The following is a 12,468-nucleotide window of genomic DNA, read 5'->3' as shown; positions in this document are numbered from 1 at the left end:
ATGGCGAGCTGCTGCCGTCCTCGCTCAGATCGGCGGCGCTGGCGCTGTTGAGCCAGAGCCCGGCGCCGTCAGGCAGGGTCCAGTGGCCGCGCTGGCCGAGCGCGGTGCGCAGATCGGCCAGCGGATGCTGGGCCTGGATCTGCCAGCCCAGCGTGGCCACAGCGCCCAGACCCAGCAGGGCCGTGCCGCTGCGCTGGAGCAGGCGGCGGCGCTGCAGCCCGGCGCGCGCCAGCGTTTCCTGGGCCAGGCCGGCCGGCAGCGCCTGCAGCGGGCTCAGATCGCCCCAGACCGCCTCCACCTCGCGCCAGGCCGCCGCATGCCGGGGCGAAGTCTGGTGCCAGGCCTGCCAGCGCCGGCGCTCCGGCTCGCTGAGGGCAGGGTCCTGCAGGCGTGCGAACCAGTCGGCCGCCTCCTTCAGCACCTGGCCATTGGTTCCGCTCATAGGTCGCCGCCCTGCTGGCGCAGCCGCAGGCAGTGCAGCATCACCTGGGCCATATAGTTTTTGACCATGCGCTCGGACACGCCCAGCTGCGCGGCGATCTCGGCATAGCCCAGGCCCTCCAGCCGGGCCAGCAGAAAGGCACGGCGCGGCCGCTCGGCCAGGCCCGCCAGCAGGCGCTGCACGGCCAGCAGCAGCTCTAGCGTCTGAGCCTGCTGCTCGGGCGAGGGATGGCTGTCCGGTGCCATCAGCGCCAGGGCTTCGAGATAGGCTCGCTCCAGGTCGCGACGCTGGCAGTGCTTGACCATCAGGCCATGGGCCACCGTGCTCAGAAAGGCGCGCGGCGCGTGCAGCTGGCTCAGCAACCCAGGCTGGCGCAGCAGACGCTCAAAGGTGTCCTGCGCCAACTCGGCCGCCGCCTCACGGCTTCCAAGGCGGCGGCGCAGCCAGGTCTGCAGCCAGCCGTGGTGCTGGCGGTAGAGCTGGGCAAGAGGGTCAAGGCCTACAAAGGGGGCGCTCATGATCGATGTTGCTAACGCGAATTATTCGCATTATCTCATCGACCTTTCAGAGCCGCGTCCAGCGCTTGACCTCGGGATGGAAGAAACCGGACTGCGTGTAGGCCTGGCGGATCAGGCCGCTGCGGCGCAGGTTCTGCAGGCCCGTGTCGAGCTGGCGCAGCAGGGCGGCCATGTCCGGGTGGCGGCGCGACAGGACGTAGTGCCGCGTGCCCCGCATGGAGATCTTGAGGCCGCGTATGGGCAGCAGGGTGATGCCGTCCACCTGCAGGGCCATGTCCGCGCCGGGCTGGAAGGGCGCCAGCAAGGCATCGGCGCGGCCGCCCTGCAGCATGCGCGGCATATTGCTCCAGTTGCTGACATGGTGCAGCCGCTCGCCCAGGCCCAGCTGCACCAGGGTCTCCCAATCCACCCGCCACTCGCGGTTGGAGAGCAGACGCAGGCGGCGCAGATCGTCCAGGCCACGCGCGCTCTGGGCCTGATGGTTGCCGGGCATGGTGTAGAGCCCCACCTCGAACTCGCCGTTCTCCAGCACCGGCTGGCTGAAGAGCAGGTCGGGATCCTCGTCTTCAAAGTCGCGACGCCAGTAGCTGGTGCCCGTGCAGGCCCCCACGCCAGCGCGCAGATCGGCCTTGAGGCGGGTGGAGGTGGGGCGTTCCAGCAGCTCGGTGCTGCGGGGGCCGCCGCCCTCGGCCAGGGCCTTGTGCAGCAGCACCAGCTCGGCCACATCGCGCCGCCCGTGCGGCCCGCCGAAGTCCTGGACCTCCAGCGGCTCGCGGCCAGCCAGAAAACGTCGGTAGTCGCGCAATACATCGTCCGAGACCACGATGGGCAGGCGCTCGGGCGTCGTTGCAGCCACAGGGCTGCCAACCAGCAAGCCCAAACCGGCACCCAGACCGGCCAGCAGCCGTCGACGCGAGCACGCGCGCGGCAGTCCGGTGGGCTCAGGGGAGATGAGGGGCATCATGCCATTGCAAACGGGCTGGCTTGCATCAAGCTGGCGCTCAGGGAAAGCTCGGGGGCGCCGCTCAGAGCGGCAGTTCGGTGTAGTAGCGGCCGCCGTGGAAGATCAGGGGCTGGCTGCCGGGGCGGGCCGCGCAGGACTCGACCTCGCCCACGAAGATGACGTGATCGCCTTCCTCGTACTGGCTGCGGTTGGCGCATTCAAACACCGCGGCCACGCCCTCCAGCACCGGCGCGCCGCCCGCGCCCTCGCGCCAGGCCACGCCGGCAAAGCGGTCGATATTGCGGGTGGCAAAGCGCTGGGCCAGCTCCTTCTGGTCGGCGGCCAGGATGTTGATGGCGTAGTGCGAGCCCTGGCTGAACACCGGCATGGAGCCGGCACTGCGGGCCAGGCTCCACAGCACCAGGGGCGGGCTCAGGGAGACGGAGTTGAAGGAGTTTGCCGTCAGGCCCACCAGGCTGCCGTCGGGCGCGCGGGCGGTGACGATGGTGACACCGGTGGCAAACATGCCCAGGGCGGCGCGAAACTGCTGGGCGTCGGGAGGAGACAGGGGCGGCATGACCATGGCCTCTATTGTCGGTCAGCCCGTTGATCTGGCTCAGAATACGGCCATCATGCAGCACGATGACGTTTTTCACTGCCCCGACACCCTGGATCTGAGCGCCGCACCGGACTACGGCTTCGGTCGCTGCGACTGCCATCGCCCGGCCGCGCGGCTCTCGCGCCGCCGCCTGTTCAGCGGCCTGGTGGGCGCGGGGGCCCTGGCGGCCACGCCGGCCTGGGCGCGCGAGGGCGTGGAGGTGGGCAACCAAAGCGGCATCGCCCGCCTGGTGCCTGCCGAGCAGGTGGAGCAGGCCGGCGCCCAGCAGTACCAGCAGATGCTGGCCCAGGCACGCCAGCAGGGCGCGCTGGCGCCCGACAGCAACCCGCAGCTGCGCCGCCTGCGCGCCATTGCCCAGCGCATCGTGCCGCATTCCTATGGCTGGAACCCGCGCGCCCGTCAGTGGCGCTGGGAGGTCAATCTGCTGGGCAGCCCCGAGCTCAATGCCTTCTGCATGCCGGGCGGCAAGATCGCCTTCTATTACGGCATCCTGGAAAAGCTCAAGCTCAATGACGACGAGGTGGCCACCATCATGGGCCATGAGGTGGCCCACGCGCTGCGGGAGCATGCCCGCGAGCGCATGGCCAAGACCACGGCCACCCGCATCGGTGCGGGCCTGGTGTCCAGCCTGCTGGGCCTGGGCAATGTGGGCGACGCGGTGCTGAACATGGGCGGCCAGCTGCTGACCCTCAAGTTCAGCCGCGAGGATGAGAGCGAGGCCGACCTGGTGGGCATGGAACTGGCCGCCCGTGCCGGCTATGACCCGGCCGCGGGCGTGAGCCTGTGGGAGAAGATGGGCGAGGCCAGCAAGGGCGCGCCGCCGCAGTGGCTGTCCACCCACCCGGCCGGTCCCAGCCGCATCCGCGACATCCAGGCCAATCTGCCCAAGGTCGAGAGCCTGTACGCCCGGGCCGAGAAGCCGGCCCAGCGCTTCGAGGTGGCGCAGCCCCTGCCCAAGCGCGCGGGCTGAGGCGCCGAGCTCCCGGCGGCCAGCGATCTACCAGCGCCCGGGCAGCGGGCGCAGCAGGGTGTAGCGCCCGGCGCCGTTGCGCGCCAGGTACTGGCCCTGCTCCAGGTCCTTGATCAGCTTGGACACCATCTCGCGCGAGCAGCCCAGGCGGCGGGCCATGGCCTGGTGGGTCAGGCGCTCGTCGGGCGTGCTCTCCAGCAGGGCCTTGAGCCGGCCGTACACATCGTTGAGCGCCAGCTGCTTGGTGGACAGGGTGGCGGCGCGCGCGCGGCGGATCACGCGGGTGAGCAGGTCCAGGGCGAACTCGGGATGCTGGGCGATATGGGCCAGGATGGACTCGCGGCTGAGCATCACGCAGCGGCTGGCGTCCTCGGTGATCACGCTGGCCAAGCGCGGGCCGCCGTCCAGGCTCATCTCGCCCACATAGTCGCCCGGCCCATAGCTGCCATAGGTGATCTCGCGGCCACGGGCATCGCAGCCGAAGGCGCGCAAGCGGCCCGAGAGCACCAGGTAGATGCTGTCGCCCTGGGCGCCTTCCTCGATCAGCAGGGTGCCCTTGCGATAGCTGCGGGGGTAGCCACGAACGGCCAGGGCGGCCAGCGAGGGTGGCAGGGCCACCAGGGCGGGCTCGGCCGAGCCCGTCAGCGGGCTGGCGATCAGGGCTTGTGCAAGAACCGGCGTATCCATGGACGCTCTCCCTTTGGGCGCATGGCGAACAGCCCGGCCCGAGCGTCGGATGTTAAGAGATGCAAACGCCGGCGTCAGTCACAACTTAGTTGTACAGGGCCGACATCAGCGGCGGCAGCACGGCCAGCTGGCGCAGCAGCTCGCGAATGCTGGGCGTGCCGGACTTGGCACGGATGCTCTGGATCTGAGTGCGCACCGTGGAGATGGCCACGCCCTGCTGCTGGGCCACGCTGGCGGGCTCATGGCCGTCACTCAGGGCCTTGAGCACCTCGGTCTCGGCCGGGGTGAGACCGTAGCGCAGCGCAAACCACTGCACGGCCAGGGCGCCGCAGAGCTGGCGGCGCTCCAGCACCAGCAGCACGGCGGCCTGCTCCACATCGCGGTTGAGCGGCACCACCACCACATTCGCCTGTTCGTCCCCTTCGCCCAGGCGCAGCAGGCAACGCCGGCCCTCGCCCTCGGCCTGGGCCAGGGCGTCGAACAGGGGCTTGCCGTCCTTGAGGCTGCGGGTGCGCACGAGATGACCCTGCAGCAGCAGCGGATGTCCCTGATTCATGGCCTGACGGGCGGCGCGGTTGCTGTACAGCACCTCGCCGCGCTGGTTGAGCAGCAGCACGCCATAGTCCAGCTCCTCCAGCACCAGGCCCAGCCAGTGGCTGCTGAGCGAGGCGGCGCTGCGGCGTTCGGGGCGGGCCTGCGGGCCGGGGCCGCGGGGCGGCGGCGAGGGGGCGATCATCTCCAGCATCTTGAACTCCCTGGTGAGCGGCCGTCACGGCGGCGCGGTTCTTGATGGGGCCAAGCTTAGAGAGGGATGCCCTGCGGCGGCGGTGAATCTTGCCGCCGCCTTTTGTGAAGAATTCACATCGGCACGGGTCGCGCCTCAGGCCTGGGGCTCAGCGATCGCGCACATAGGGATTGCTGCGCCGCTCGGCGCCGAAGCTGCTTTCCGGGCCGTGGCCGGGAATGAAGACCGTGTCATCGCCCATGGGCCACAGGCGCTGGGTGATGGAGGCGATCAGCTCCGCATGGTTGCCGCCCGGAAAGTCGGTGCGGCCTATGCTGCCGGCAAACAGCACATCGCCCACAAAGCAGCGCCGGGCCGCGGCCGAATGAAACACCACATGGCCCGGGGTATGGCCCGGGCAGTGGCGCACCGTCAGCGTCTCCCGGCCCAGGGTCAGGGTGTCGCCGTCCTCCAGCCAGCGCGTGGGCGTGAAGCCCTCGGCCGGCGGAAAGCCGAACATGGCGCTTTGCTGCGGCAGGCCGTCAATCCAGAACTGGTCGCCCCGATGCGGCCCGATGATGGGCAGGCCCTGCTCGCGCGCCAGCTGACCCGCGCCGCCCGCGTGGTCGATATGCGCGTGCGTGAGCCAGATGGCCTGCAGCTTGAGCCCGCGCTCGGCCACGGCCGCCAGCAGCCGGGGCAGCTCCCCGCCCGGATCGACCAGGGCGGCCTCCTGGGTCTGGTCGCACCACAGCAGGGAGCAGTTCTGGGCAAAGGGCGTGACGGGCAGGGTGAGGTAGCGCAGGCTCATGCGGGTCGTGTGTGGGGAAGAATGGGCCCCTCATTGTTCCAAATGAGATCCCGTCTGGCGGCGCCAAGTCTCAAGCGCTGTTGGGCACAGGGGACCGGGCCTGCTGAACCCCACCCGCTCTCAGCAGCTCCTGGGCCGCGCGCAGGCCCGATTGGTAGGCGCCGTGCACGGTCTGGGAGTGCTGCCTGTTGGTGGCTTCGCCGGCAAAGAACAGACGCCCGTTGACGCTCTTGGCCAGATCGTCGCGCTGCGCCGGATGCGATCCCAGCACATGGCAGGAGTAGGCGCCCAGGGCATGAGGGTCGCTGGCCCAGCGGCTGACCAGCACGTCCTGCGGCGCCGGGATCTGGCTGCCGAACATGCGCCTCAGCACCGCCATGGCGTCCTGCGCCAGTGCCGCATCGCTCATGGACTCGATGCGACGGCCATGGTCCGCCGCATTGAAACCCATCAGTACCGGGGCGCCGCTGGGGCGTGCCAGGCTCACCCACTCGGTCCATTGCCCCGCCCGACCCGTCGGCGGCAAATGGTTCAGCCAGTCCAGCTGCGTATCCCAGAAGGCGCGCTCAAACAACAGACAGCATTTGTTCAGCACACCCACGCCCAGATGCTCGATCGCAATCTGCTTGCGGCTGGGCAGCGCCGGGGTGAAGCGCACCTTGCCCGCCTTGAGCACGCCCAGCGGCAGAGTCACGATCAGCTGCGGCGCACTGAAGCTGCCGTGCTGGGTGCGCACCGTGACACCGGCCGCCCCTTGGTAGTCGATCTCCTGCACCTCGTGTTGCAGCCGGATGTCCAGCCCCGTCGAGAGATGATCGATCAGAACCTTGTAGCCGTCGGTGAAGAGCAGCTCCTCGCCCTCGTCGGCGCTGCCGGCATCGAACCAGCGGGCCGATAGCTGGCTGGTCGCAGCACCGTACTCATGCTCGAACTCGCTATTGAGCAGGAAGTCGATCAGGCGCTGATCCGGGGCCGGGCGCTCGGTGTAGTCCAGGGCCTCATAGACCAGGGCTTGCAGCGAGACATCGCGGGTCTCCAGCTCGCGCTCGGCCAGCAGCTCGCCGATCCGGCCGCGCAGATCGGCCAGGCGCCGCTGCTCCGCCGCGCGGAGTTCGCCGCCCAGGCCGTCATAGGCCTGGGAGTTGTCCATATCGGTGCTGAGGGTGCGCGCCCCAATCCGGCGCGCCAGCTGGGCCAGCGGATTGGCCGGGCCCGCCTCATGGATCCAGGAGGCGCCCAGGTCCGTGGCCGGTCCGCGCCAGGCCTGGCTCGTGAAGATGCGGCCACCGCTGCGCTCGCGCGCCTCCAGCACCAGCACGCGCTGTCCAGCGGCCCGCAAACGCTGGGCCGCCGCCAGGCCGGCGATGCCCGCGCCGACCACGATCACACGCGCCGCCTCGGCGGCGTGTGCGGGCTGGCGGTCACTGGCCCGCTTCATCTGCGCCAGGGCCGGCGGCATGCCCATGCTCAAGATCGATCCCAGCCCCAGTCCGGCGGCTCCCAAAGCCTGGCGTCGTTTCATGCGGAGGTCCTTCTTTGCGGTGCAGAGGGGCGGCGTTTTCAGCGGCACTGGCCACCCGCTTTCACCGCGGCTCAGCCAGCCTGATCTGCCAGCGCTGCACGCCGGCCTCGGCCACCGGCTCGGGCTCGAAGCCCGTGCGTGCCAGCAGCGTGACCATGCGCACATTGTCGGCGAGCACCTCGCAGGCCATGCGGCCCATGCCCGAGGCGGCGGCGGACCGCAGCAGGGCCTCCAGCAGCTGTCGGGCCAGGCCGCTGCCCTCCCAGAGTTGCGCCACCGAGATCGCGAATTCCGCGCTGCGCCCGCTGCGGTCGAGCTGGCAGCAGGCCTCGCCCACGATCAGCTCGCCCTCGCGGGCGGGCACCACCGCCACCAGCGCGAGTTGGGAGCGCCCATCCACCCGCGTCATCTGCGAGAGCAGGCGTTCGGACGGGTTCACGCCGCCGTGGAAGCGCAGCCGGCGCCGCTCTGCGCCCAGCTCCATCAGATAGCGGCCCATGGCCCGAAGATCCTGGGCGTCGACCGGGCGCAGCCGGGGCGCGGGCTCACTGCCGCCCGCACTCCAGACCTGGGCCAGACGGGCGGCATGGTGGCGCAGGGCCGCCAGCAGGCGCTGCCGCAAGGGCTGCCGGGCCCGGGCCCCAGCCTGTAGCGGCTGGCAGCGGCGTGCCGAGGCGATCAGCGGGCGGTCTGTACAGGCGTGCATGGACTGTGCTCCGAGGGAGGGGCCCGGTGGGGGCCGTCGTGGTCGATGGCTGAACTGTGTTCGCCATCCCCTCCCGCTGTCCTTCAGCCTTGCTAAGGCTGCGCCTAAGTCTTGCTAATCAGGCTCGCCCATCAGGCGCGAACTCAGCGCAGCGTCACGGCAAAGACGCCCGCGCGGCACAGCGCTGCGCCGGGCGCCGCGGCGGCCGGCAGGGGCGGCGCCCGTGTGGCCCCCCGGCCGAGCCGGGCGGCGGGGGTGGCCGCGTCCAGCCAGATCTGGTGCTCGTTCGCGTCCTCGGAGCCTTCCAGCCCGGCGGCATCGGCCTGCCAGCTCAGCGCCAGTGCGGCATCCAGCGCTGCGCCCATGCACCGCCCCTGCAAGGGCAGGCCGGCGCCGGCGGGCGCGAGCATCAGGGCGCCGCTGGCAATGCCCACGGCCAGGCCACCGCCCGTACGGCCCAGGGCCAGACGCTCGGCGTTGAAGAGGTCCTGCATCTCGGCCATGTCCAGCGCGGCGCGGGTGGCGGACAGGCGCGCCTGGGCCATGGTGGCGGCCTCCGACGCGCCGCTCGCGACGCCAAAGCGTGCCAGCAGGGTGCCTCCGAGCTCGCCGATGAGCACGCCGCCGTGGTTGGCCACGGCATCACGCCACAGGGTGTGGCATTCGTCCAGCCAGCGCATCGGGTCGGCGGCGGCCTGGTCGGCGCACATGGCCTGGGCGGCGCTGCGCAGCTTGACGGCAAGCACGGCCGCCTCGACACGCTCGGCCTGCTGCAGCACGCTGCTCTCGCTGGCGCGCGGGGCCTGTGCAGCAGCGGCCACGGTCAGCCGCTGGATCAGCTCCCGCTGCTGCTCGCGCAGGCGCGCCTTTTCAAGACTGGAGGCCACGCGCGCCTTCAGCAGGGTGGGATCCACGGGCTTGTGCAGATAGTCATCCGCACCCAGCTCGATGCAGCGTGCCACCCGGTCCACCGCCTCCACCGAACTCGTCACCACCACCGGCACATCGCGCAGCTCGGGGTCGCGGGCCATGGCTTCCAGCACCTCAAAGCCGCTCATATGCGGCATGGCCAGATCCAGCAGCAGCAGGTCGAAGCGCCGCGTGCGCAGGGCTTCGAGCGCCTGGCGGCCATCGAGCACGGCCGTGACCTGGTGCCCCAGCAGCTCCAGCGAGCGCACCAGCAGCAGGCGGTTCACCCGGTTGTCCTCGGCCACCAGCAGATGCCCCCGGGTGCCGTGAAGCGGCGGCGCCAGTGAGGCGGGCGCGGCGGGCGCGACGGGCGCCCTCGTGCCGTCCGGCCGTGCCGCGCTGGGCGGTGTGAACTGGTAGCCCCGCCCGGCCACGGTGGTGATGACGCTGGCGCCCAGCAGCTTGCGCAAGGCCGCCACCTGAACGCTCAGATTGTTCTCTTCCACCACCACGCCGGGCCAGGCCAGCTGCATCAGCTCGTCCTTGCTCACCACGCGCTCGCGCCGCTCCAGCAGGGCGCGCAGCACCTCGAAGGCGCGGCTGCCCAGCGCGGCCGGCTCGCCGTGGACCAGCACCTGGCGCTGATCGAGGCGCACACAGAAGTGGCCGAAGTCGTGACAGTCAGACATGGTGGTTCGGTCCGATGCAGGCGCGCAGCGCCGCGATCAGCGGCGCCAGGCCGGTGCTCAGCGTGTGCAGTGCGGCCGGGTCGGCGGGCAGGCCCTCGTGCTCCAGCACCCGCGCCGCCTCGCCCAGGCCCAGTGCCCCGAAGGTCAGCACATTGCTGCGCAGCGCATGGGCGGCGCTCATGAAGCGACCGGCCTCGCCGGCCGCCCGCGCGCGCTCCAGCTCCTGCAGCAGGCCCGGTGCATCCTCGGCAAAAGCCTGCACCAGCTCGGCCACAAAGTCTGGGCCGGCACTCTGGCGCAGCCGCGCCAGGATGGCGTGATCAATGAGTGCAGGCGCAGGCGCAGTCGTTTCAGCGGCCTCGGGCGCGCGGGCCGGCCGCCGCAGCGGGCTGGCCGCCAGCACGGTGGCCAGCCTGTCTTCCTCGATGGGCTTGACCACATGCCCGTCCATGCCTGCCTGCAGGCAGGCCTCGCGCTCGGCGGGCAGGACGCTGGCGGTCAGGGCCACGATGCGCGGCCTGTGCTCGCCCATGCGGCGCACGATCTCGCGCGTGGCGCTGAGCCCGTCCATCTCGGGCATGTGCAGGTCCATCAGCACCAGGTCGTAGGGCTGGCGGGCCAGGGCGTCCAGCACCTCCAGGCCGTTGGCCGCCACATCGGCCCGGTAGCCCATGCGCTGCAGCAGGCGCAGCGCCACCTTCTGGTTCACGGTGTTGTCCTCGGCCAGCAGGATGCGCAGCGGGTGGCGCGCGGCCAGGCCTTGGGCCTCGGGCCCGACGCGCCGCGCCGTCGCGGGCGCGGGGCCCGCGCGGCCGGGGGCGCTGCCCGCCGGCGTCGCAGTGCCGGCCGCCTCCTGCGCCGGCAGCTCGCAGGGCGCCGCTGTGAGGGTGAAGTGGAAGGTCGAGCCCATGCCGGGGCCGGCGCTCTCGGCCCACATGGCGCCGCCCATGGCCTCGGCCAGGCGTTTGCTGATGGCCAGCCCCAGGCCGGTGCCGCCGTAGCGCCGCGTGGTGCTGGAGTCGGCCTGGCTGAACTTCTCGAACAGGCGCGCGTGGTCGGCTGCGGACAGCCCGATACCCGTGTCGCGCACGGCGAAGTGCAGCCTGCCGGGCTCCGGCGCCAGGGCCACGCTCAGCAGCACCTCGCCCGCCTCGGTGAACTTCAGCGCATTGGCCAGCAGATTGAGCAGCACCTGCCGCGTGCGTGTCACATCGCCGGCCACGGCGCCGGGCACGGCCTGGTCCACCCGCACCCGCAGCGCCAGGCCTTTCTCGGCCGCGCGCGAGGCCACCAGATCCAGGGCGGAATCGATGCAGGCGCGCACATCGAAGGGCTGGCGCTCCACCTCCATGCGCCCGGCCTCGATCTTCGAGAAGTCCAGGATGTCGTTGATGATGTCCAGCAGCGCGTCGCCCGAGGACCGGATGGTGGCCACATAGTCCAGCTGCACCGCGTTCAGCGGCGTGTCCAGCAGCAGGCCGCTCAGGCCGATCACCGCATTCATGGGCGTGCGGATCTCGTGGCTCATGGTGGCCAGAAAGGCGGTCTTGGCCTCATTGGCCGCCTCGGCCTGGCGCTTGGCGCATTCCGCTTGTTCGCGGGCCTCCTGGGTCTCGTTGATCAGGCGCGCGTTCTTCATGGCCAGCTGGGCCTGGGCCGCAAAGGCCTGCACCACCGCGATCTGCCGGTCGCTGAAGGGGCGCACGGTGCGCCGGATCGCGCTCAGAATGCCCACCACCTGCCCGTCGTCCACCAGGGGCACCATCAGGCAGGTCCGCACGCCGCCACGGTCGGCAAAGCCCGTGGCCACCGCCAGGCCGGCCTTGTAGGCGGGTGTGTCCATCAGATCGCTCAGATGCACATAGGCGCGCTTGAGCGGCTCGGGGCCCAGCAGATGTTCCAGCGGGAACTCTCTTTGCATATCGAGCACGGCCTCGGGCCAGTTGCCCAGATCGCCCCAGCCCCCGGCCGGCCGGGCCAGGCTGCCCCGCACCAGCCACAGCCCGCCGTCATCGGCCTCGCACAGGCGCGCGACCTTGCCTGCAATCGCATGGAACACCGGCTGCAGATTGCCCGGCGAGGAGGTGATGACCTGCAGCACCTCCGAGCTGGCGGCCTGCTGCTCCAGCGCCTCCTGGGTCTCGCGGTGCAGACGCGCCTGCTGCATGGCGATGACCGCCTGGTCCGCAAAGGCCTGGGCCAGCGCAATCTCGCTGCTTGTGTACCGCGGCCAGGCCCGCTGCGCGAACAGCCGCGCGATCACCAAGGCCCCGATGACGCGGCCCTGCACGAGCATGGGCAGCACCAGGCCCGAGAAATTGCCCAAGGCCGCGGCCACGCGGCGAAGGCTGCGGGGCACGTCCGCGCCGTTCAGCGCGTCCGGGTAATGCATGATGCGACGCTTTTTCACCGCCTCGCCGATGATGCTGCGGCCCACCGGCTGCGGCGGGTAGTTGCGGGCCATCAGGCGCCCGTGGGGCCCGTGCACGCGGCCTATGCGCATGCAGCCCTCGTCGTCCACCACCAGCAGGCCCAGGTCGGAGCAGGGGATGACGCGCTTGCAGTTCTGCAGGATCTTGTCGAACACCGGCTGGCTGTCGGCCGCCGCGCCCTGAATGACCTTGAGCACCTCGGCGCTGGCCTTCAGCGCGGCCGCGGCTTCCTGGGCTGCGGTCTGGCGCTGCACCAGCGCCTGCTGCAGCGCCGCCATCTCCCGCCGCTGCGCCAGCGCCAGGGCGGCCTGCGTCGCCAGGGCGGACAGCAGCGCGCCGTGCGCCTCTTCAAAGCGCCCGTGTGGCCCTTCGATATCGGCATACAGGCAGCCCAGCGGCCCCTCGGGTGCGATCAGGGGCGCCACCAGGCAGCTGCGCTGCTGTTCCGGCTTGGCGCCGGGCGGGCCGTGACGCAGCCGGCTGGCGCCGCTGTCCA

12 protein-coding genes are annotated in these 12,468 nt (G+C 71.1%); 1 reads left to right on the top strand and 11 read right to left on the bottom strand.

All coding sequences use genetic code 11. The annotated features are described in order from the left end of the window. The 4 genes from ACK5F2_RS12125 to ACK5F2_RS12110 all read right to left on the bottom strand — a co-directional run. On the bottom strand, positions 1 to 442 hold a 442-nt coding region (locus tag ACK5F2_RS12125), incomplete at its 3' end, for a DUF4880 domain-containing protein (protein ID WP_409864926.1). Continuing rightward, positions 439 to 960, bottom strand: coding sequence for a sigma-70 family RNA polymerase sigma factor (locus ACK5F2_RS12120; RefSeq protein ID WP_409864924.1), 522 nt, complete (start codon positions 958 to 960; stop codon positions 439 to 441). The genes ACK5F2_RS12120 and ACK5F2_RS12125, both read right to left, overlap by 4 nt. 46 nt (positions 961 to 1,006) lie before the next feature. After that, positions 1,007 to 1,921, bottom strand: coding sequence for a hypothetical protein (locus tag ACK5F2_RS12115; protein WP_409864922.1), 915 nt, complete (start codon positions 1,919 to 1,921; stop codon positions 1,007 to 1,009). 64 nt (positions 1,922 to 1,985) lie between these two features. Beyond that, on the bottom strand, positions 1,986 to 2,486 hold the full coding sequence (locus ACK5F2_RS12110) for a flavin reductase family protein (protein ID WP_409864919.1): 501 nt from the start codon (positions 2,484 to 2,486) through the stop codon (positions 1,986 to 1,988). On the opposite strand from ACK5F2_RS12110, the gene ACK5F2_RS12105 reads away from it, so the two are divergent. Continuing rightward, positions 2,479 to 3,492 (top strand): M48 family metallopeptidase, encoded by a 1,014-nt coding sequence (locus ACK5F2_RS12105; RefSeq protein WP_409864917.1) that lies wholly within the window; start codon positions 2,479 to 2,481, stop codon positions 3,490 to 3,492. The two genes, ACK5F2_RS12110 and ACK5F2_RS12105, sit on opposite strands and share 8 nt — an antisense overlap. 27 nt (positions 3,493 to 3,519) lie before the next feature. Here ACK5F2_RS12105 and ACK5F2_RS12100 read toward each other — a convergent pair whose 3' ends face one another. The 7 genes from ACK5F2_RS12100 to ACK5F2_RS12070 form a co-directional block, all read right to left on the bottom strand. Next, on the bottom strand, positions 3,520 to 4,179 hold the full coding sequence (locus tag ACK5F2_RS12100; RefSeq protein ID WP_409864914.1) for a Crp/Fnr family transcriptional regulator: 660 nt from the start codon (positions 4,177 to 4,179) through the stop codon (positions 3,520 to 3,522). 85 nt (positions 4,180 to 4,264) lie between these two features. After that, positions 4,265 to 4,924 carry a helix-turn-helix transcriptional regulator gene (locus ACK5F2_RS12095; protein ID WP_409864912.1) on the bottom strand — a complete coding sequence of 220 codons (660 nt, stop codon included), beginning with the start codon at positions 4,922 to 4,924 and terminating at the stop codon, positions 4,265 to 4,267. Between the two features lie 148 nt (positions 4,925 to 5,072). Next, positions 5,073 to 5,714 (bottom strand): MBL fold metallo-hydrolase, encoded by a 642-nt coding sequence (locus tag ACK5F2_RS12090; RefSeq protein WP_409864911.1) that lies wholly within the window; start codon positions 5,712 to 5,714, stop codon positions 5,073 to 5,075. Between the two features lie 70 nt (positions 5,715 to 5,784). Then, positions 5,785 to 7,236: a flavin monoamine oxidase family protein gene (locus tag ACK5F2_RS12085; protein WP_409864909.1), complete on the bottom strand. Its 1,452-nt coding sequence runs from the start codon at positions 7,234 to 7,236 to the stop codon at positions 5,785 to 5,787. A gap of 61 nt (positions 7,237 to 7,297) precedes the next feature. Continuing rightward, entirely contained in the window at positions 7,298 to 7,942 is a 645-nt protein-coding gene (locus ACK5F2_RS12080; protein ID WP_409864906.1) for a GNAT family N-acetyltransferase, read from the bottom strand. A gap of 143 nt (positions 7,943 to 8,085) precedes the next feature. Beyond that, positions 8,086 to 9,540, bottom strand: a complete 1,455-nt coding sequence (locus tag ACK5F2_RS12075) for a response regulator (protein WP_409864904.1) — start codon at positions 9,538 to 9,540, stop codon at positions 8,086 to 8,088. Further along, positions 9,533 to 12,468, bottom strand: a 2,936-nt coding sequence (locus ACK5F2_RS12070; protein WP_409864901.1) for a GAF domain-containing protein, incomplete at its 5' end; no start/stop codon positions are given. The genes ACK5F2_RS12075 and ACK5F2_RS12070, both read right to left, overlap by 8 nt.

Origin of the sequence: Roseateles sp., assembly GCF_046300915.1 — a bacterium.
In the GTDB taxonomy this organism is placed as follows: Bacteria; Pseudomonadota; Gammaproteobacteria; order Burkholderiales; family Burkholderiaceae_C; genus Kinneretia.
This window is presented reverse-complemented; position numbering and strand designations above follow the sequence as displayed.